The 21,084-nt window shown below is 45.0% G+C and carries 14 protein-coding genes and 1 tRNA gene; 6 read left to right on the top strand and 9 right to left on the bottom strand.

Annotation, left to right across the window (positions count from 1 at the left end; all coding sequences use genetic code 11):
• Positions 1-81: 81 nt before the first annotated feature.
• Positions 82-154: transfer RNA gene (locus CLV59_RS27290), tRNA-Lys, on the bottom strand.
• Positions 155-279: 125 nt separating this feature from the next.
• On the opposite strand from CLV59_RS27290, the gene CLV59_RS27285 reads away from it, so the two are divergent.
• The 4 genes from CLV59_RS27285 to CLV59_RS27270 all read left to right on the top strand — a co-directional run bounded on the left by CLV59_RS27285 (position 280) and on the right by CLV59_RS27270 (position 7,863).
• Positions 280-1,458 (top strand): acetyl-CoA C-acyltransferase, encoded by a 1,179-nt coding sequence (locus CLV59_RS27285; RefSeq protein ID WP_111595269.1) that lies wholly within the window; start codon positions 280-282, stop codon positions 1,456-1,458.
• Between the two features lie 209 nt (positions 1,459-1,667).
• Positions 1,668-3,293: a DUF1800 domain-containing protein gene (locus CLV59_RS27280; RefSeq protein WP_111595268.1), complete on the top strand. Its 1,626-nt coding sequence runs from the start codon at positions 1,668-1,670 to the stop codon at positions 3,291-3,293.
• 18 nt (positions 3,294-3,311) lie between these two features.
• Positions 3,312-4,898, top strand: a complete 1,587-nt coding sequence (locus CLV59_RS27275; protein ID WP_111595267.1) for a DUF1501 domain-containing protein — start codon at positions 3,312-3,314, stop codon at positions 4,896-4,898.
• A gap of 322 nt (positions 4,899-5,220) precedes the next feature.
• A complete protein-coding gene (locus CLV59_RS27270; protein ID WP_245950968.1) occupies positions 5,221-7,863 on the top strand; it encodes a TonB-dependent receptor in 2,643 nt (880 codons plus the stop codon).
• A 1,312-nt stretch (positions 7,864-9,175) separates the two neighbouring features.
• Here the strand turns inward: CLV59_RS27270 and CLV59_RS27265 are convergent.
• From CLV59_RS27265 to CLV59_RS27250, 3 genes are all read right to left on the bottom strand, one after another.
• On the bottom strand, positions 9,176-9,643 hold the full coding sequence (locus tag CLV59_RS27265) for a hypothetical protein (RefSeq protein WP_111595265.1): 468 nt from the start codon (positions 9,641-9,643) through the stop codon (positions 9,176-9,178).
• A gap of 284 nt (positions 9,644-9,927) precedes the next feature.
• Positions 9,928-10,362 carry a DUF983 domain-containing protein gene (locus CLV59_RS27255; protein WP_111595263.1) on the bottom strand — a complete coding sequence of 145 codons (435 nt, stop codon included), beginning with the start codon at positions 10,360-10,362 and terminating at the stop codon, positions 9,928-9,930.
• A 23-nt stretch (positions 10,363-10,385) separates the two neighbouring features.
• On the bottom strand, positions 10,386-12,164 hold the full coding sequence (locus CLV59_RS27250) for an ABC transporter ATP-binding protein (RefSeq protein ID WP_111595262.1): 1,779 nt from the start codon (positions 12,162-12,164) through the stop codon (positions 10,386-10,388).
• A gap of 164 nt (positions 12,165-12,328) precedes the next feature.
• Between CLV59_RS27250 and CLV59_RS27245 the strand changes: the two genes are divergently transcribed.
• Positions 12,329-14,458 (top strand): elongation factor G, encoded by a 2,130-nt coding sequence (locus CLV59_RS27245; RefSeq protein ID WP_111595261.1) that lies wholly within the window; start codon positions 12,329-12,331, stop codon positions 14,456-14,458.
• Here the strand turns inward: CLV59_RS27245 and CLV59_RS27240 are convergent.
• From CLV59_RS27240 to ubiE, 5 genes are all read right to left on the bottom strand, one after another.
• Positions 14,455-15,996 carry a YifB family Mg chelatase-like AAA ATPase gene (locus CLV59_RS27240; RefSeq protein WP_111595299.1) on the bottom strand — a complete coding sequence of 514 codons (1,542 nt, stop codon included), beginning with the start codon at positions 15,994-15,996 and terminating at the stop codon, positions 14,455-14,457. The two genes, CLV59_RS27245 and CLV59_RS27240, sit on opposite strands and share 4 nt — an antisense overlap.
• A gap of 72 nt (positions 15,997-16,068) precedes the next feature.
• Positions 16,069-17,463, bottom strand: a complete 1,395-nt coding sequence (locus tag CLV59_RS27235; protein WP_245950967.1) for a MutS-related protein — start codon at positions 17,461-17,463, stop codon at positions 16,069-16,071.
• 109 nt (positions 17,464-17,572) lie between these two features.
• Complete coding sequence (locus CLV59_RS27230; protein WP_111595259.1) at positions 17,573-18,919, bottom strand: dihydroorotase; 1,347 nt, start codon at positions 18,917-18,919, stop codon at positions 17,573-17,575.
• A gap of 30 nt (positions 18,920-18,949) precedes the next feature.
• A complete protein-coding gene (gene porT / locus CLV59_RS27225) occupies positions 18,950-19,651 on the bottom strand; it encodes a type IX secretion/gliding motility protein PorT/SprT (RefSeq protein WP_245950966.1) in 702 nt (233 codons plus the stop codon).
• Entirely contained in the window at positions 19,624-20,370 is a 747-nt protein-coding gene (gene ubiE, locus CLV59_RS27220; protein WP_111595258.1) for a bifunctional demethylmenaquinone methyltransferase/2-methoxy-6-polyprenyl-1,4-benzoquinol methylase UbiE, read from the bottom strand. The genes porT and ubiE overlap by 28 nt, the downstream gene beginning before the upstream one ends.
• Positions 20,371-20,426: 56 nt before the next feature.
• Between ubiE and yihA the strand changes: the two genes are divergently transcribed.
• Positions 20,427-21,035: a ribosome biogenesis GTP-binding protein YihA/YsxC gene (yihA, locus tag CLV59_RS27215; protein WP_111595297.1), complete on the top strand. Its 609-nt coding sequence runs from the start codon at positions 20,427-20,429 to the stop codon at positions 21,033-21,035.
• Positions 21,036-21,084 lie beyond the last annotated feature (49 nt).

The raw sequence follows: 21,084 nt of genomic DNA, 5'->3' as shown, positions 1-21,084 counted from the left end.
CTCTTTCCTTCGGAGCCCACGTCCCTAAACGAATTTCGCCTGAATCTGATAAAATCAAATTCAGGCGAATTAATAAAAAAGTGACCCTGTAGGGACTCGAACCCTAGACCCGCTGATTAAGAGTCAGCTGCTCTACCAACTGAGCTACAGAGTCTTGTAAACTGTTAAAATGAACGTTTCCAAATTTAACGGTTATCCCGGATATTTATCTGCTTAAATTAATTAAATTTGAAAGGATAGTCAAAAATATCGTTAACTCAGTATAAAATACTTAGTCTGATGCAAGAAGCGTATATAGTTGCCGGGTACCGCACTGCGGTCGGCAAATCCAAGAGAGGAGGTTTCCGCTTTTACAGGCCTGATGATCTGGCAGTTGATGTAATTACCGGATTGCTGAAATCAGTACCACAGCTCGATCCTAAACAGGTAGACGACCTGATAGTAGGTAACGCTGTGCCCGAAGCAGAACAAGGCTTGCAAATCGGACGCATGATATCCGTCAGAGCATTAGGTATCGATGTACCTGGAATGACCGTTAACAGATACTGTGCATCCGGACTAGAAACCATCGCTATCGCTACCGCTAAAATTCAGTCTGGCATGGCGGATTGTATCATCGCCGGTGGTACAGAAAGTATGAGCCTCGTGCCCGTTGCCGGCTGGAAAACTGTTCCTAACTATACCGTAGCCAAATCTAACCCGGATTATTACATCGGCATGGGTCTCACTGCAGAAGCAGTTGCGAAGGAATTCAACGTTACCAGAGAAGCACAGGACGAATTCTCCTATAACTCACATATGAAGGCCCTGAATGCCATTAAAAACGGCTATTTCAAACAGGGTATCCTTCCCATCGATATCAACGAAGTATATGTAGATGCTAAAGGAAAAAGAGCTTCCCGTACCTACACCGTAGATACAGACGAAGGTCCACGCGGAGATACCTCCATGGAGGCCCTCGCCAAACTGAAACCGGTTTTCGCCGCAGGTGGCAGCGTTACCGCTGGTAACTCTTCCCAAACTTCCGATGGCGCCGCCTTCGTAATCGTGATGAGCGAAAAAATGGTGAATAAACTGAACCTCAAACCTATCGGTAAACTGGTTTCCTGCGTTTCTGCCGGCGTTCACCCTCGCATCATGGGTATCGGCCCCGTTGCCGCAGTACCTAAAGCGCTGGAAAGAGCAGGCAAAAAATTAAGCGATATCGACCTGGTAGAACTCAACGAAGCTTTCGCTTCCCAATCTATCGCCGTTGTCCGCGAACTAGGCATCAACCCGGATATCGTTAATATCAATGGAGGCGCTATCGCTCTCGGTCACCCCCTCGGTTGCACCGGCGCTAAACTCACCGTGCAAATCCTGGGCGACCTCAAACGCCTCAATAAAAAATATGGTATCGTCACCGCATGCGTTGGCGGAGGTCAGGGAATCGCCGGTATTATCGAAAATATCAGCTAAAAATTTTTCCACTCATAAAATTTAACGAGCCCGGTTTTACCAGGCTCGTTTTTTATTGTCTGTTATTTATCAACATCTTACGTTTTTTTCTATATAGATTAGGATTGCATATGATTGGTTTATTTATAATATTTTAATCAAGTTGAATTAAAGTTTTTACTAATTTACTGCCTGAATTAGCCTCAAAGCTATCAACCATATCATTTATTATGGATCGCAGACAATTCCTAACCTTATCGCCTGCACGTAGTGTCAAAGCTGCCACCATGGCTGCGCGAACTACTTCCGGCATCACCCCGTACACTGGAGCCTGGGGCCCTCAGCAACTGATTCACCTCCTAAAACGGACCATGTTCAGCACAAATCCGCTGGATATCAATGCCTTCAGCGGCATGGGCATGCAACAAGTGGTGGATACCCTGCTGACACCGCAGCCCGACCCTCAGCCGCCAGTCAATAACTATGGTACTGATTCCGCTGGCGTCGCCCCCGGCGCTACATGGGTCAGAGCCCCCAAAGGCGATGAAACCACCGAAGACAACAGAGTAAACTCATATAAATCCTGGTGGATCGGTCAAATGATCAACCAACCCAGAAGCATACACGAAAAAATGGTGCTCTTCTGGCATAACCATTTCGTTACGGAAACCATTACTGTTAAAGACAGTAGATACATCTATCAATATAATCTTACCCTCCGCCAAAATGCATTGGGTAACTTTAAAACACTTACCAAAGGCATTACCCTCGATCCGGCCATGTTGGTATACCTGAACGGTTATCTCAACTCCAAAGCCGCCGCCGATGAAAACTACGCCCGCGAACTACACGAGCTGTTTACCGTCGGAAAAGGCCCGGATTCCCATTATACAGAGGATGATGTGAAAGCCACCGCCCGCGTACTCACCGGCTTCCGCATCGATGATGTCAATATCGTCAGCACATTCAATACAACTCAACACGATATCGGCAACAAACAATTCTCTTCCTTCTACCTGAATAAAGTAATCTCCGGAAAAACCGGCCCCGCGGGCGCTACGGAACTGGATGACCTGCTGACAATCATCTTCGCACAACCAGAAGTAGCCAAGTTTATCTGCCGTAAACTCTACCGCTTCTTCGTATATTATGATATAGACGCTGCAACTGAACAGAATGTCATCTCCCCACTGGCCGATATCTTCCGCAGTAGCGGCTTCGATATCAAAACAGTGCTGAATGCCCTCTTCACCAGCGAACACTTCTTCGATCCATTGAATTACGCCTGCCTGATCAAAAGTCCGATCGATTTCTGCGTGGGCGTCTTCAGAGAATATAGTGTACAAATTCCGACAGACTATACCAATCAATACCTTGCCTGGAAAGCCATTATGCGCATCGCCGGCAATATGCTCCAAAATATCGGAGATCCGCCACTGGTGGCTGGTTGGGATGCCTATTACCAGGCGCCTTCCTTCCATGAACTCTGGATCAATACAGATACGCTGCCCAAAAGAAATCAACTCACCGATGCACTCATCAGTGATGCAGGATTTAATAAACTGCATATAGATCCGCTGTCATTTGCCGCACAACTGCCAAATCCATCTGATCCTATTGCATTAGTAGCCGACTCTTTGAATATACTTTATCGTGTAGGCGTTTCCGATAATGTGAAGGATTTCCTGAAAACAACGATCCTGCTCACCGGCCAAACTTCCGATTACTATTGGACAAACGCCTGGAATAAATACGTCTCTAATCCAAATGATATGCAGGCTAAAAGCGATGTACATATCCGCCTACAAGCCCTGTACAAATACATCATGGACCTCTCTGAATACCAATTATCCTGATAAGCTGAAATACCTTTTATGAAAAGAAGAGAATTCCTTAAATATACTGCCCCCGCTGCCGTACTCCCTTCACTGCTCGGCGGTTTTTCAGTAAAGGCTTTCGGTACTACGCCATTGCTCCAGGCCCTCAGTGGCGCGGCTGCAGATAACGATCACGTACTGGTGATGATTCAGCTTACAGGCGGTAACGATGGTCTCAACATGGTGGTACCATTAGATATCTACGGCAAATACCAAGCTGCCCGTACCAATATCGCGATCCCTCAGGGGAAAGTGCTTAAACTGGACGGCTATACGAAATCAGGCCTGCACCCCGCTATGACAGGCGTGCAGAAACTTTATAACGATGGCAAAGTGAGTATCATCCAAAGTGTGGGATACCCATCTCCCAACTTCTCTCACTTCCGCGCTACCGATATCTGGCTCACAGGCTCCGATTCCAACCAGGTGCTAACCACCGGATGGACAGGCAGATACCTCGAAACACAGTATCCTGGCTTCCCTAACGGTTTCCCTAATGCAGACAATCCAGATCCGCTGGCAGTGCAGATTGGCTCCATCGTTTCGCCGGCCTTCCAGGGCACAAACGCCAGCATGGGCATCGCTATTACCAGCGCTACTGATTTCTATAACCTGATCGATGGCGTGATGGACCCCGTTCCCAATACCAAAGCAGGTAAAGAACTGGAATATATCCGCCTCATCGCCAAACAAGCCAATAGCTACGAACAATCTATCAAGAAAGCCGCCTCGAAAGTAACTTCACAAGGCGCTTACCCTGCAAATAACTACCTGGCCGCACAATTGAAAATTGTAGCGCGACTCATAGCAGGCGGACTCAAAACCCGACTGTATATGGTGAGCACCGGCGGCTTCGATACCCATGCCAGTCAAACAGATGGCGGCGATAACGTTACCGGTCTGCATAGCAATCTGCTGGGTGGCGTTTCTGACGCTATTAAAGCCTTCATGGACGATCTCCGCGGACTGAAAGCAAGTCGCCGCGTAGTAGGTATGACCTTCTCCGAATTCGGACGTCGTATCAAATCCAACGGCAGTATGGGTACAGACCATGGCGCCGCGGCGCCTATGATCGTCTTCGGCGACTACGTAATGCAAGGCGTTTTAGGAAATTCACCTTCCATTCCCGATGCCACCAGCGTCAATGACAATATTCCTATGCAGTACGACTTCAGGTCAGTATACGCTTCCATTCTTCAGCAATGGTTCTGCGTTAAGCCCGATGAACTGCAAAACATCCTGCAAAAGGATTATCAACAATTACCACTCATCAGCGGCGTTGCCTGCGGCGTGATCACGGGTATTCCCGACCTGACGCCAGGAGAAGATAAACACCTGATCGTCAATAGCCCGAATCCATTCACCGATCGTACTACCATTACTTATATCACCGGCGCAGGAAATACCATGATTCAAATTTTTGATACCATGGGCCGACTCGTCAGCGTGCCAGTAAATAAAGTACATGCAGCCGGTACCTATACCTTCAACTTCGATGCATCTTATCTGCCCACTGGTATCTACTACGCCCGCTTCCAAAATGGCGCAGTACAACAAGTGAGACCCATGCTTAAAGTGAGGTAAATCAATCGCTTATCGACTACATGAAAAGAAATTTTGTGCAACACTGTTGCAAATAGATTGGTTTACCTATCTTTGCCCACGTGTATAAACGACTTTGGCATAGAACCTTAGCAATACTGCTCCTGGGTGTATTCTCTTTGAATACGCTGCCAAGAGAGTTTATACACGAATTTGCCAATCACCACGATACACATGATATCGTTAACCCGGTTGGAAAAGTAACCATATCATCAGTGCACAAGCACTGTGATTTTCTGCAAATCGGGATCGAACCATATGAGCCCTTTGCTGTTTCTTACCTGACGCCGGTAATTAAGTGGACATGGATCTTTCCATCTTCCATGTTTCCGTCGCCTCGGTATCAGGCATATCGCGACTTATCTCCCAGGGCGCCTCCAGCCACAGTTGTAACGATTGCTCATACCGTCGCCTGACGGAATTATTAACGGATTATCTCCCGGATAGTCGTGTATTTTATTTTTTGAATTATCATTTTACTGATATGCAATATCTGCGTGTATTGATCACTCGCTTTACTATTGCACTGCTGGTGATGCTGGCTGTGCCTGTCTATATATTTGCTGCTTCTCCTGATGAAGGAATGAACGATAATACCCTTAGTGGAAAAATAACTGATAAAAAAACGGGTACGCCATTGCCGGGCGCTACTATCTATCTTCCGGACCTCCATGTGGGCGCTTCCGCAGATGATAAAGGAAACTATGTTATCAAGCATCTACCTAAAGGCAAATTCGTAGTAGAATTACACTACATAGGTTATGCTGCCTACACGGCAACAGTGTCTATTAGCGGGGCTACAACCCAGAATTTCGAACTCTCTGAAACGCTCATCGAGAAAAATGAAGTGGTAATCACAGGTGTAAATATGGCCACTTCTGCGAAGAATAACCCAGTTCCTGTCAGTATTATTCGCAGAGATGACATGGATAAACAAATCTCCACCAATATCATCGATGCGATTGCAAAGGTGCCAGGTGTGAGTCAGTTGTCTACCGGCCCTGCTATCAGCAAGCCTTTCATCCGTGGTCTGGGTTACAATCGTGTGGTAACTGTGAGTGATGGAGTAAGACAGGAAGGCCAGCAATGGGGAGATGAACATGGCATTGAAGTGGACGATTACAATGTAAGCCGAGTTGAAATCCTTAAAGGGCCAGCCTCTTTGATATATGGTTCTGATGCATTGGCCGGCGTGGTGAATATCATAGCGCCAGCTCCGCTGCCAGTGGGAAGTATCAAAGGAAATGTGGCTGCCAATTACATGACCAACAACGGAACTATGGCTTATCATGCGGATGTCGCAGGTAACCAGAACGGCTTCAACTGGAGTGCCTATATCACGCAGAAACAAGCACACGATTATAAAAACAAATATGACGGCTACGTTTTCAATTCCCGCTATAACAACACTAACTACGGTGCAAGTATTGGAATCAATAAAAAATGGGGTTATTCACATCTGACTTTCACTTCTTTCAACCAAAACCTTGGCCTGGTAGAAGGGGAGAGAGATAGCGTTGGCGGATTCCTGAAACCTGTGGATATCAACGGCGTAGCAGAAGAAACATCTGCGACTTCCAGCGATCATCGCTCTTACAGTATGGCAGTGCCAAAACAGAAAATTACGCATCAGAAAGTGGTTTGGGATAACAGCTTCTATCTCAATAATGGCGGCCGTATCGGCGTGGTGCTCGGGTATCAGCTGAACCAACGCCGCGAATATGGCGATGTGCTCACACCAAATGAACCAGGTCTCTTCCTGAATCTGAAAACATTCAATTACGGAGCCAGTTATTATCTGCCTGAAATGAATGGTTGGCAGTCTACAATTGGTGTAAACGGTATGCAACAATCGAATGAGAATAAAGGAACAGAATTCCTTATTCCTGCATATGATCTCTTTGATATTGGCGGTTTCGTTGTAACAAGAAAAACTATCAAGAAAGTGACAGTGAGTGGTGGGGTTCGATTTGATAACAGATCATTGAATTCTAAATCGCTTTTCCTGGATGCAAACGGTCAGCCTGCTGCCAGTGGCGAAACGAAATTCACTGCTTTCAAGAAGGATTTCAACAATATTTCTGCCAGCGCCGGTGTTAGCTATGAAGTAAGTAAGCGCGTGACGTTGAAAGCCAATGCTGCACGTGGTTTCCGTGCACCTAATATCGCGGAATTATCCGCAAACGGCGTACATGAAGGAACTATTAAATATGAATATGGCAACACAAATCTTAAGCCTGAAGTAAGCACTCAAGGAGATATTGGTATAGATTTCAATACCGAGCACGTTTCCCTGACTGCCAATGTGTTTTACAATCATATCACTAATTTCATTTACTCCCGCAAACTGTTCAATGCGGCAGGCACAGATTCCATTCCTACAGAAGACAATGAGCAAGGATTTGCGGCCTTCCAGTATCAGCAAACAAACGCTAATCTGTATGGTGGTGAAATGATGTTGGATATCCACCCACATCCGATCGACTGGCTACATTTTGAGAACACCGTATCCTATGTACGCGGTGTAGCTGCTAACGGTACCGACTCTACGAAAAATCTGCCGAACATCCCTGCTGCCAGATGGTTAGCGGAGCTGAAAGGTAAATTCCGTAAAGTAGGTAAGAGCTGTCTGCAAAACGCTTATGCAGGTGTTCAGATGGATATGAACTTCGCGCAGAATAACGTATTCAGCGCTTATGAAACAGAAACTCCTACACCAGGATATACGTTGCTGAATGTCGGTCTTGGTGCTGATTTTGTCAACAAGAAAAATAAAACATTATTCTCGCTGTATCTGGCAATGAATAATATCACAGATGTGGCCTATCAAAACAATCTTAGTCGCTTGAAATATGCGGATGTAAATCCAGTAACAGGTCGTACTGGGGTGTTTAACATGGGAAGAAATTTCAGTGTCAAAGTAGCTATTCCAATCAATTTTAAATAATTCAAGGCAACGAGCTAAATACTAGCACCTCCATACTACCGTGCCAGTCCTGGCGGGATAAGGCAACGGAATAAAGATAAAAGCCGCAAAACTCTCCTGCCAGTTCCCCCGCCCGTCCGGGCGGGGGAACGAAATAAATTAAAAGAGAAAGAGACGTCGCAGACGTCTCTTTCTCTTTTAATTTATTTCGCTAAAATCATCATAATTGGCCGCAATCGTCCCAAAAGAATAATTCCCTAACGCCCTCCCACCCCAGGAGGAATAACTGCAAAATTCCCTGCCTGTTCTCCATTTCTATTAGTACAGAAAAATAGAAAGTGGAGGTGTACGTCCTAAACTAAAAGCTAGTCATTGCCCTCCCATCCAAGAGGAATAATTGCAAAATTCCCTGCCCGTTCCCCATTTCTATTAGTACAGAAAAATAGAACGCGGAGGTATACGTCCTAAATTAAAAGCTAGTCATCGCCGCCCTACCCAGGAGGAATAACTGCAAAAATTTCCTGCCCGTTCCCCATTTCTATTAGTACAGAAAAATAGAAAGCGGAGGTGTACGTCCTAAACAAAAAGCTAGTCATTGCCGTCCCACCCCAGGAGGAATAATTGCAAAAATTCCCTGCCCGTTCCCCATTTCTATTAGTACAGAAAAATAGAAAGCGGAGGTGTACGTCCTAAACAAAAAGCTAGTCATTGCCGTCCCACCCCAGGAGGAATAACTGCAAAAATTTCCTGCCCGTTCCCCACTTCTATTAGTACAGAAAAATAGAAAGCGGAGGTGTACGTCCTAAACAAAAAGCTAGTCATCGCCGCCCTACCCAGGAGGAATAACTGCAAAAATTTCCTGCCCGTTCCCCATTTCTATTAGTACAGAAAAATAGAAAGCGGAGGTGTACGTCCTAAACAAAAAGCTAGTCATTGCCGTCCCACCCCAGGAGGAATAATTGCAAAAATTCCCTGCCCGTTCCCCATTTCTATTAGTACAGAAAAATAGAAAGCGGAGGTGTACGTCCTAAACAAAAAGCTAGTCATTGCCCTCCCATCCAGGAGGAATAATTGCAAAAATTTCCTGCCCGTTCCCCATTTCTATTAGTACAGAAAAATAGAAAGCGGAGGTGTACGTCCTAAACAAAAAGCTAGTCATTGCCGTCCCACCCCAGGAGGAATAATTGCAAAAACTCTCTTGCCTGTTCCCCCCGCCCGGCAGGGCGGGGGGAACAAAAAAACATAAAAAATGAAAGGGACGTCGCAGACGTCCCTTTCATTTTTTATAAAAATCGCCAAAAAACTCCAGTTTTTAGCCAATTCCAAAGCAATCTTATTTAGCTGGATGCAAAAACTCCAACACAGAATCCCTCGCCTGCAACTCCGGCACCTTATGCGTAAAAAAGTGATCAAACAACAACGCCTTGCTTTTTTCTATTTTATAAGCTGTGAATTTTCCCGCAGCATATAAACCAAGAATAGTATCATTATCGTAGATATATAGGTAAGGAGACGGCAAGGTATCGATCTTCCGGATGTAATTTATCAGTCGTTTCTGAGGATTACTAATCGTAATTGTCTGCATAGAATCCTCTCCGTTTTCGACCTTGATAACTATATTCGCAGCAGTATATACGGCTGCCGAATCCTGAGGTCCCCCGGATTGCAGCTTGAAATGTTGAGGATGTACCGTCTTTCTCCCCCTTTCAACCATTTTTGTTTCGTGTTCCAGTTCAGGCTCACTATTGCATGACCAGCAAGCGAACAGGATTATTGCAAGACGAAAACAAATTCTTTTCATTGAGTATTGGGTGTTTATGGTGGTGGTTGCTACTTGACATTAACCGCAAATACAACCTTCTTGCCACTGATATAAATATTTGAACTAAATATATGTGGATTTTGTAGTTTAGCATGGCATTTTTGGTAGATGCCATGAGGAAACAAAATCGGCTTCACTGTTACCAAATTTCCCTCTGTTACATAAAAGTTATTGCCTCTTAAAAATCTTCTGACCACCATTGGTTCAGATTTTGGTTGAAAAAGATAGGGGCTGTTTTCACAGCCCCAAATTATTTTCCAACTTTAATGATGATGCGGTTTATCCAGTTGGGCTGTCTTCTCATCATATGATACAAAGAAATACAGATAAATAGATCTAGATAATCGCATCAGCCATGGTTGTATCAATACCAGCAATACACCGTTGATTCCCAGCCATATAAGTATACTGTTGTCTCTCCAGCTAATACCGAAAAATACAGCGTACCAAATCAGGTTGAATACAGAAAAAGCCACCGATAAAGCATAACTCACATAACCCGTCCCAAACCAAAATCCAGTTTCCAATTCATATTTCTGCCCACATACCGGACAATTATCATACATGTCAAAAATCTTCGACAACTTGAAGTGAAAAGGATTATTATCCTTGAACATAGGACCCTTCCTGCATTTCGGACATTTCATTGTCAGTATGCTCAGAAAGTAATTTGGGCGCGTAGGCTTATTCGTACTCATCCTGCAAATTTAATCATTTAGTTTTAAGCCGTCTCAAACTTCCTTTCTCCTATCTGCTGACGCCACATGGCATAATACAATCCTTTTTCTTCTAATAAGTCCGAATGACGCCCAGTTTCTACTATCCGTCCTTTTTCTAATACAAATATCCGATCTGCATGCATAATGGTGGATAACCTATGCGCAATCATCACCGTGATATGCTGACGAGTAGCAGTAATATCCCGTACTGTTCTCGTAATTTCTTCTTCTGTAATAGAATCCAGCGCAGACGTAGCCTCGTCAAATACCATCAGTCGCGGCTTACGCAGCAAAGCCCTGGCAATCGACAACCTTTGCTTCTCCCCACCGGAAATTTTTATACCTCCCTCTCCAATCACCGTTTCAATGCCTTTGTCAGCGCGGGCAAGCAAACTATAACAAGATGCTTTATCCAGAGCTTCCATTACTTCTGCATCACTGGCGCCCGGATTTACAAACAATAGGTTTTCCCGGATTGTTCCCGCAAATAATTGCGTATCCTGTGTTACAAAGCCTACCTGATGACGCAGGGCCTCCATATCTACTTCGTTTGCTGCTACGCCATTGTACAGGATCTGACCTTCATTCGGTTTATACAATCCTACCAATAACTTCACCAGGGTCGTTTTACCGGAACCTGAAGGCCCCACAAATGCAATGGTCTCACCCAAATTCGCCTTGAAACTCACATTATCCAGCGCTTTCCCCGTTGCAGTAAGATGCTTGAAGCCTACATGACTGAATTCCAAATCATCAATATGAGATACGTTGATAGGATTCGCCGGCAATTCTTCTACTGGTGTATTCAGGATCTGTTGGAATTTCTCCAGCGAAACCTGCGCCTCACGGAAGTTCAGAATAATATTTCCCAACTCCTGTAACGGCCCGAAAATAAAGAACGAATACAGCTGCAAGGTGATAAGCTTACCGACAGACACATAGTCATGATAAATGTAATACAACAGCAAGAACAGAATAGATGCACGCATCAGGTTCACAAATGTTCCCTGTACAAAACTGATACTGCGAATACTGCGAACTTTCTTCAGTTCCAGCATCAGAATCTTTAACGTCGTACTGTTTAAACGTCTGATCTCCTGATTTGTTAAACCAAGACTCTTTACCAATTCAATATTTCTTAATGATTCTGTGGTAGAACCCGCCAACGCAGTCGTTTCTTTCACAATGGTTTTCTGTATGCCCTTGATTTTTTTAGAGAGCACATTCATGAGGAAACCCAGCAGCAAACTACCAATCAGATAAACGAACGGTAAAGTCTTATGTACAAACCAGGCATAAATAATCACGAAGATGACGCCAATGAGTGATACAAAAAGTACGTTGACAAAAGAGGTGATAAATTTTTCGCAGTCTGTTCTTACTTTTTGTAAGATAGCCAGCGTTTCGCCACTGCGCTGATCCTCGAATTGTTGATATGGGAGGCGCAGTGAATGTTTCAGTCCATCTGTATACACCTGGGCGCCGAATTTTTGTACCACCACATTTACAAAATAATCCTGAAATGCCTTCGCAATTCTGGATATCATCGCAACGCCAATAGATGCGCCTAATAGTAACAATACGCCTGTAACATAACCGCCTTCTGAACGGAGCGACTGCCCTGCTACATCAGTACTTTTAGGATGGGATGCAAACTGATCTATAATCCGCCCGAAAATGTACGGGTCCATCATGGAAAACAACTGATTCACAGCCGCCAGCAGCATGGCAAAAAAACAAAGCCATTTGTATTTCTTCAGATATTGTAGTAATAGTTTCATAATTCCGATTTTCTGATTCTTTTGAGTCGAAACATTTTTCGTTCCCAAAGGTACAGATGTTATAACATTCTACTTCCGGCATTGCGCAAAAATGACTAACTTAATATAGAAGTTCTTTATAAGGTTATTGGTGATTATTCGGTTCATCTCATAAATCTCCACATATGAAAACGTATGATGAAAAACACGTTAAAAACATCGTACTGTTGGGAGCTGCAAAGAGTGGAAAAACCACCCTTTCTGAAACAATGCTCTTCGAAGCCGGCATTGTCAGCAAACGCGGTACAGTAGAGGAAAATAATACTGTTTCCGACTACCACGACATTGAACATGAACGCGGAAATTCCGTATATGCAACCACTATGCACACGGAATGGAGAGACTACAAAATCAATATCATTGATACCCCCGGCCTGGAAGATTTCATCGGCGAGGTAATAGCATCCATCCGCGTCTGCGACACTGCTGTATTACTGCTGAATGCCCAGTACGGCGTGGAAGTAGGTACAGAAATGATCTGGGATTATGTAGATAAGTACCGAAAGCCGACCATTCTGGCTGTCAACCAACTGGACGCAGAACAAGCCAATTTTACCAAAACCGTGGAGGAGGCACGGAAGGCCCTGGGAAATGCCGTAACCATCATGCAATACCCAGTTAATCAAGGCCTCGGATTCAATGCAATCATAGATCTCCTCAAAATGACCATGTACCGTTTCCCCCAAAACGGTGGAAAACCCGAAAAACTCCCCATCCCCGACAACGAAAAGGAAAACGCCAACAAACTCCACAACGAACTCGTTGAAAAAGCCGCAGAAAACGACGATACCCTCATGGAAAAATATTTCGAACAAGGTAGCCTCGACGAAGACGAACTTCGGGAAGGCCTCAAAATAGGCATGCTCCGTCACCAGGTTTTCCCCGTTTTCTGCCTCTCTGCAAAAAATGATATGGGCAGCGGCCGTTTGATGGGCTTTATTGACAACGTAGCGCCTTCCGCTATCGATATGCCCGCCGATATCACAGAAGACGGAAACGAAGTCCCCTGCGACCCTGCTGGCCCTACCTGCCTCTTTGTTTTTAAAACCCTCCAGGAACCGCATGTTGGCCGCCTCACCTTCTTTAAAGTCATGTCAGGTGAAGTAAAACCAGGCATGGAACTCATCAACGAAAAAGGTAATACCACAGAACGCCTGAGCCAACTGTTTATCGCCGATGGTAAAAACAGAAATAATGTGGATAAACTCCGCGCAGGCGATATCGGCTGCACCCTCAAATTAAAAAATACACTCACCAATCATACCCTCTGCGAAAAATCCTTCCACGGACAAATAGCACCCATCCAGTTCCCCGGCCCTAAAGTACGCGTCGCCATAGAAGCGAAAAACAAAGCAGATGACGAAAAACTAAGCGAAGTATTAGCAGAAATTCACATGGAAGATCCTACGCTGGAAGTGGAATTCAACCGGGAACTGAAACAAGTGATCCTACACGGCCAAGGAGACCTTCATCTCCTCGTGACCAAATGGCGACTGGAAAATATCTACAAGATGCCAGTGGAATTCTACGCTGCTAAAATTCCTTACAGAGAAACAATTCAGAAACCAGCACAAGCGTCTTACAGACATAAAAAACAATCCGGTGGCGCCGGCCAATTCGGTGAAGTATACATGAAAATAGAACCCTGGTACGAAGGAATGCCTCCACTGAAAGAATACCCCGTGCGGGATTCCGAAGAAATTGCGCTTTCCTGGGGAGGTAAACTCGTTTTTAATAACTGCATCGTAGGAGGCGCCATAGACGCCAGATTCCTGCCCTCCATCCTGAAAGGCGTCATGGAAAAAATGCAGGAAGGCCCTCTGACAGGATCGTATGTACGAGATATCCGCGTCAGTGTCTACGACGGAAAAATGCACCCGGTAGACAGTAACGATATCTCCTTTAAAATCGCTGGTATGATGGCCTTCCGCGAGGCTTTCCATCAGGCCGCACCACAACTCCTCGAACCTGTATTCGACCTGGAAGCAACAGCCCCCGATTTCATGATGGGCGATATCATGAGCGAATTGCAAAGTCGCCGAAGTATTATAACGGGAATGGATACACTAAATGGATATCAGGTGATAAAAGCCCGCACACCACAGGCAGAACTGGATAAACTATTTGCCGCCCTGCGGAATGTTACACAAGGTAAAGCCAAAATGAAATCCGCCTTCGCAGACTATGCGCCGGTACCACCCGAAATTCAGAAAAAATTAAGCGAAGAATATCAAAAAACAGAAGTGGAAGTTTAAAAGCCCCAGGTCTGCCTGTCAAGACTCCTGTATTGAATGGCTTCCGCCATATGTGCGGTCGTGATATATGCACTGCCTTCCAGGTCTGCAATAGTGCGACTTACCTTCATAATCCGGTCGTATGCCCGGGCAGAGAGCTGCAATCGCTTCATCGCAGTACGTAACAGCTCTCTGCTGCTGTCGTCGGTAATGCAGTAGGTCTTCATCATCGCTGCTGTCATGCGGGCATTGCAACTGATGCCAGGGAAACCCTTGAACCGATTAGCCTGTATCTCCCTGGACGCAATCACCCTGTTTCTGATAACTGTACTACTCTCAGATTCTCCCGGATCAGATAATGCGACATACGTCACGGGCGTGACTTCCACATGCAGATCTATCCTGTCCATCAATGGCCCGGATATGCGATTGAGATATTTATACACCATCCCTGGCGAACAACTGCATTTTTTTTCCGGATGATTGAAATACCCGCAGGGACAAGGATTCATACTTGCCAGCAACATGAAATTAGCTGGAAACTCAATGGTTTGCCTGGCCCTGGCAATAGTTACTGTACGCTCCTCCATCGGCTGGCGCATCACTTCCAGCACGGCCCTCTTAAACTCAGGCAATTCATCCAGAAATAATACGCCATTATGTGCCAGCGAAATCTCTCCCGGCAATATGGTACTACCTCCGCCCACCAGCGCCGCATCGCTGATACCATGATGTGGCGCCCGGAATGGCCGTCGGGAAATCAGTGCTCCCTGATGCGATAACTTTCCTGCCACAGAATATATCCTGGTAGTATCCAGGGCCTCTTCCAGTTGCATAGGCGGTAATATTGTCGGGAAACGTTTGGCCAGCATGGTTTTTCCTGCTCCCGGCGGACCAATAAGTATCGCGTTGTGGCCCCCGGCGGCTGCTATCTCCAGTGCTCTCTTTATATGTTGCTGACCTTTTACTTCGTTAAAATCAACATCATAAAATAACTGCTCTGAAATAAAACTGTTATTGGAAATAGAGGAAACCGGTACCAGAGAAGCGTTTCCAGCAAAATGCTGAATAATATCGGTGAGATGGCCAGCACCATATACGGCTATCCCCGCTACCAGCGCCGCTTCCTGTGCATTTTGCTGCGGTAACATAATGCCGCTGAAACCCTCTGTTTTGGCCTGCATAGCCATGGATAACGCGCCCCGTACAGGCAGCAGGGTGCCGTCGAGAGATAGTTCTCCCATCATTACAATACCGGAAAATAAATCAGCCGGAATATGCTCGCTGGCGCCCAGAATACCAATGGCAATAGGTAAATCATAGGCAGCTCCTGCCTTTTTAATCGCAGCCGGTGCAAGATTCACAACAGTGCGCGTTCTCGGCATCTTCATACCCAGATGCTGCAATGCGGAAGTAATCCGCTGCTCGCTTTCCTTGACGGCATTATCCGGCAACCCAACTATGTAAAACTTATTTCCCTGGGAAGATACATTCACCTCAATAGTGATGGTGATGGCATGCACGCCCTGTAAGGCGCTGCCAAAGGTTTTAACAATCATATGGATGTAAGCTATGGTTAACAAAACCCCTGCCACCAGGGCGGTGGCAGGAATCAAACTATTTCAAATATATTACTTTATCTGGGTTAGCAGATCAAGAACTTTCTCTCTTCTCAAAATCAGATAACCGATTTTCTCTTTGGCAATGCCGTCTTTCAGCAGATAAGTGAAATGAAGATCATCTTCCATCACCTGCGATTCAAAATATTTAAATTGAATTTTCGCTTCATTTTTCAACTCTTCTGCTACTTCATACAAGTGTGTAGAAAGAATGAACAGACAATTACTACTCTGTAACAGGCCACGAATCACTGCCAGTGAGCAGTTGCGGGCATCTTCCACATTGGTACCTTTAAACATTTCATCAATCAGTACCAGCCATCTTTTGCCGTTATTAATTTGCAGAATAGTATTCTTGATACGCTGTACTTCATTGAAGAAATAACTTTCGCCTTTGAATATATTGTCCTGTACCTGGATATTACTGAAAATACCATGGAAGAAACTCAGTTCCATTTCGGCGGCAGGCACGCCCATACCCAGATGTGCAAGAAATACCGCTATACCAACGGCACGAATAAACGTAGTTTTACCAGCCATGTTCGCACCCGTCAGGAACATGAAATTACTGTCTCTGCTCAGGCCCATATCATATGCTACCGGAGTATCCAGGATCAGATGATACAACTGTTTCGCTTTGATTACAGGCATGTCGGTATCCAGCAGGGTAGGGAAGTGCAAGCGGTGATGTTTTACCGCTTTTGCCATAGCGTAAAATGCGTCCAGTTGATGATATAGGGAGATGAGTTCCAGTATGACCTTCCTATTGCGCTTACGAACATAATTATCGAATCGCAGGATATTGGCGGGATGCATCCTTCCGTCTGCATCCGCATCCAGGATGAGGGCGAAATCAGGCTGACGAAGTAAGCGCTGCGCTCTGTCCAGTAAAACTTTCAGCGTTTTGGGTGCTTCATCAGAATTGAATATCCTGACAAATTCGTTAAACCCACGCAAAAGGTTCAATACTTCGGCAAAGGCAAACTTGATATGCTTAAAATCAGGCGCATACACTGTCTTATGTAAAGCCGTCTGAATCCAGAGCCCCAGCCCTTCCGTATTGCTGATAGGTTCAATATGGGCATCCAGATAGTTTTCCACTACTACAATGGTACCGTTGGTAATCACCGAAGGCCAGTTGTTTTCACGGCTCAGTATGTATTTTAATGTTTCCTGTCTGTGCTGTACAGAGGCAATGTCCTGCAACGGTTTGTTGAACAGCTGACGCAGAAAATCCCTGCCTCCTGCTGTGATGGTGAAATCCAGTCTGCTGAACAGTGAATATTCTTCATCGCGGTTGAAGATGGATAGGTCGTAATAGGATGTTTTGTCCAGTTGCATTGCAGGTCCTTTTTTAGTGAAATATACGGATACGAGGGTTAGGATGCAAAGAAAGTAATATTCCATAAAAGCGCAAATGAGGAATTTCTCAGTGCTCCTGATAATAAAGCAAGCGATTAGTCGAAACCGCAGGGTTCGACTAATCGCTTGCTTAAAAAATTATAAATGTGGGAAATTATTGCCTGTCAAACATCATACGCATACCTTTTACAGATTCATCAAAACGGCCGTTTTCATAGACCAGATGCCCGTTTACAAAGGTGTGAGTGATGGAGGCAGGGAAGGTATGACCCTCAAATGGACTCCAGCCACATTTATAGTAAATATTTTCTTTTTCTACAGTAGCAGGGGCATTCATGTCAACAATTACGCAGTCGGCATAGTAGCCTTCGCGTAAATAACCTCTGTCCTTGATTTGGAAGCAGATGGCAGGTGCATGACTCATTTTTTCCACTACTTTCTCTATAGAAATCTTTCCTTGTTTCACATATTGCAGCATCAGTGGCAGACTATGTTGTACCAATGGTACGCCAGATGGCGCTTGCAGATAAGGGAGTTGTTTTTCTGCCCAGGTATGCGGAGCGTGATCGGTAGCAATGATGTCTAATCTGTCGTCCAGTAATGCTTCCCAAAGTCCGTCTCTGTTTTCAGGAGCTTTGATGGCAGGATTACATTTGATCAGATTGCCGTATTGTGCATAATCATCTGCTGTGAAGTGGAGATGATGTACACATACTTCCGCAGTGATGCGCTTTTCAGCCAGTGGTAACATATTACCGAAGAGTTGTAATTCTCTGGCGGTGGATATATGAAGGATATGCAGACGTGCATTGTGTTTCTGTGCAAACTGAATGGCTACGAGAGAGGATTCAAAGCAGGCTTCCACATCGCGGATAAGCGGGTGATCTGCGGCTGTGAGGGCATCTCCTTTAGCTTGTTTAAAAGCTTCCATATTGCGACGGATGATCTTCTCGTCTTCACAATGCGTAGCAATCAGCAGTTCTGAATTGGAAAATACTGTTTCCAGGGTGAGGTAGTTATCCACCAGCATATTTCCGGTAGAAGAACCCATGAATATTTTTACGCCACAAACACGGTCTTTCTTGTCATTGGTTCTCAGGATCTCTTCCACATTATCATTGGCAGCACCCATGAAGAAAGAGTAGTTGGCCAATGCATGTTGACTGGCGATCTGGTATTTATCTTCGAGGAGTTCTTGTGTCAGCGCTGCTGGCTTGGTATTGGGCATTTCCATGAAACTGGTAGTCCCGCCGGCAACAGCTGCACGCGCTTCTGTATAAATAGTGGCTTTTTCTGTCAGCCCAGGTTCACGGAAATGCACCTGATCATCGATGACGCCAGGCAACAAGTGTTTTCCTTCCCCGTTAATTTCTGTGTAAATTCCGCTGACAGTGATGTTGGGCGCGATTTTCTCAATGCGGTTATCTTTGATCAAAACATCCTGTACCGTGGTGCGCCCTTCATTTACCACGGATATATTCCTGATGACGTAGTTCTGCATGATGCAAATATAGTCAATCGGAGTTTGGTTTTATCCTTCCAGATGTATGGAGAATACGATCATATGGGATTGCAGCTTATCTATCACATTGGAATAGCGCAGGTTCGGATCTTTCACCAATACGTTGCCTATACCATTGCTCACTTTGAATTCTGGTGAGAAGATGAAGCTCTCGAAGTAAAATTCAAATCCAGCGCCTATTTCATAGCCATAGTCACTCTTTTTGATTTTGATCATCGACTCTGTTTTCTTGGCTCTGGCGTTGGAAGCCAGGTCATAGTCGTATTTCATGCCGCCAATGGCATATACGCGCATATTCCCGATGCGATCCGATTTAAATTTGATTTGTAGCGGAAAGCTGAGGAGAATGGATTCAATTTTTTTCTGGGTATCTGTTGGTTTGGGATAAGTTTCCCGGTAGTACAGATTCTTGGAGGCAAATACCAGTTGTGGATTAAATCTCAGGTCAAAATGCTCGGTCAGGCGGGCATTGGCGAGCAAACCCAGGTTGAAACCGAACGTTTTCATTGGTTCGGCTATCATAATAGAGTCATCCGCCAGGAAAGCCTGTGCATGAAGTAAACGGAAATTGGACTGGTTAGTAGCCAGTGAAATTCCGAAGTAATAGGGTTTTGCATCATGTTCCAACATGTTCAGGTTTTGCTGTGCTTTTGCAGGCAGCAGCAAAGTCAGGAACATTCCTGTCAGCGCGAAGCGCAGTAGATGGAACAAATGCCGAAAGTGAGCGTTTTGCATGTAACGGCCTGAAATCCAGAATTGGTTAAAATATTGCACATTTCTTCACCCTGAGGAAACGCTTTCACAGATTCAGGCAGATAACTGTACGCAGCTTTGCTTTTAGCTATCCACTTCCCGATCAGGGGTGTTATATAACGAAAATACAGATTATAAAATTGCTTAATAGGGAAAACTGTAGGGTTGGAAAATTCCAGGATAACTAATTTTCCGCCAGGTTTCAGTACCCTCTGCATTTCTCTGAGCCCCTGTTGCAGGTTTTCAAAGTTACGGACACCAAAGGCTACCGTTATTGCATCAAACGTCTTATCTGGAAAACTTATTGTCTCACTGTCACCCAATTGCAGGGTAATCTTGTCAGAAAGGCCTGCTTTCTGGATTTTCTCCCGTCCGTGGCTCAGCATTCCTTCAGAGATATCGATCCCCGTAATATGGTCCGGTTGCAGGCGTTTGGAGGCCATAATAGCGAAATCTCCGGTTCCTGTGGCCACATCCAGCATCTTTTTAGGCTGCAGGGATTTCAGGTAACCCAGCGCTTTTTTACGCCAGATCACATCGATTCCGAGCGACATAAAATGGTTCAGAAAGTCATATCGATAAGCAATATCATCAAACATGGCTGCTATCTGCTCCTTCTTGCTTAATTTTGACTCCGTAAAGGGAACGATCTTCTCAACATTTAATTTTCCTGACATAGTTCGCAAAGTTACAGAATTTGTGTTCATATGACAGAATGAACAAAGCTTTTATTATGGTTATCAAAACAGCAGAATATCTTATCAGTAGTCCGGATTGGGAAAAGTGTCCAAAGCCAAACCTGCCGGAATATGCATTCATCGGCCGGTCCAATGTGGGAAAGTCTTCCCTGATCAATTTGATAGTGAATAATGAAAAACTGGCGAAAACCTCCGGTACTCCTGGTAAAACTGTATTGATTAACCACTTCCTTATTAATCAGGCGTGGTACCTGGTGGATCTTCCCGGTTATGGCTTCGCCAAAAGATCCATGTCCCAGCGTAAACAGTGGGAAAGAATGATCGAGGATTATCTGCGTAAGCGTCAGAACCTGGTGAACATTTTTGTGTTGATCGATAGCAGGCATTCTCCACAAAAAATCGATATCGATTTCATCAATCAGCTGGGTGAATGGGAAGTTCCTTTCAGCCTTGTATTCACGAAGGCGGATAAGAGTACGCAGGCAGAAGTAAGCAAAAATGTGAAGGCTTTCCTGAATAAGATGAGGGAAACCTGGCAATTCCTGCCACCACACTTTGTTACATCTACAGTAAAGAAAAGTGGAAGAGACGCGATCCTGGGGTATATCGAAGAGTTGAATGCGCAGTTCCGGGCTATTGCTTAACGCAATGGAAGGGGGAAGAATAGCTGTCCGGTGCAGGATACCGCATCGG

This window comes from Chitinophaga dinghuensis, from assembly GCF_003259435.1.
Classification (GTDB): Bacteria; Bacteroidota; Bacteroidia; order Chitinophagales; family Chitinophagaceae; genus Chitinophaga; species Chitinophaga dinghuensis.
Note: the sequence above shows the minus strand (reverse complement) of the source record. Positions and strands in the feature narration are given on the sequence as shown.

Bases quoted from the DNA above. Each gene is read 5' to 3' on its own strand.
- CLV59_RS27235 (WP_245950967.1), bottom strand. From the start codon at position 17,463: ATGGAATATTACTTTCTTTGCATCCTAACCCTCGTATCCGTATATTTC.
- CLV59_RS27230 (WP_111595259.1), bottom strand. From the start codon at position 18,919: ATGCAGAACTACGTCATCAGGAATATATCCGTGGTAAATGAAGGGCGC.
- CLV59_RS27280 (WP_111595268.1), top strand. From the start codon at position 1,668: ATGGATCGCAGACAATTCCTAACCTTATCGCCTGCACGTAGTGTCAAA.
- CLV59_RS27265 (WP_111595265.1), bottom strand. From the start codon at position 9,643: ATGAAAAGAATTTGTTTTCGTCTTGCAATAATCCTGTTCGCTTGCTGG.
- CLV59_RS27245 (WP_111595261.1), top strand. From the start codon at position 12,329: ATGAAAACGTATGATGAAAAACACGTTAAAAACATCGTACTGTTGGGA.
- CLV59_RS27270 (WP_245950968.1), top strand. From the start codon at position 5,221: ATGGATCTTTCCATCTTCCATGTTTCCGTCGCCTCGGTATCAGGCATA.
- CLV59_RS27285 (WP_111595269.1), top strand. From the start codon at position 280: ATGCAAGAAGCGTATATAGTTGCCGGGTACCGCACTGCGGTCGGCAAA.
- yihA (WP_111595297.1), top strand. From the start codon at position 20,427: ATGGTTATCAAAACAGCAGAATATCTTATCAGTAGTCCGGATTGGGAA.
- CLV59_RS27250 (WP_111595262.1), bottom strand. From the start codon at position 12,164: ATGAAACTATTACTACAATATCTGAAGAAATACAAATGGCTTTGTTTT.
- CLV59_RS27255 (WP_111595263.1), bottom strand. From the start codon at position 10,362: ATGAGTACGAATAAGCCTACGCGCCCAAATTACTTTCTGAGCATACTG.
- CLV59_RS27275 (WP_111595267.1), top strand. From the start codon at position 3,312: ATGAAAAGAAGAGAATTCCTTAAATATACTGCCCCCGCTGCCGTACTC.
- ubiE (WP_111595258.1), bottom strand. From the start codon at position 20,370: ATGTCAGGAAAATTAAATGTTGAGAAGATCGTTCCCTTTACGGAGTCA.
- CLV59_RS27240 (WP_111595299.1), bottom strand. From the start codon at position 15,996: ATGATTGTTAAAACCTTTGGCAGCGCCTTACAGGGCGTGCATGCCATC.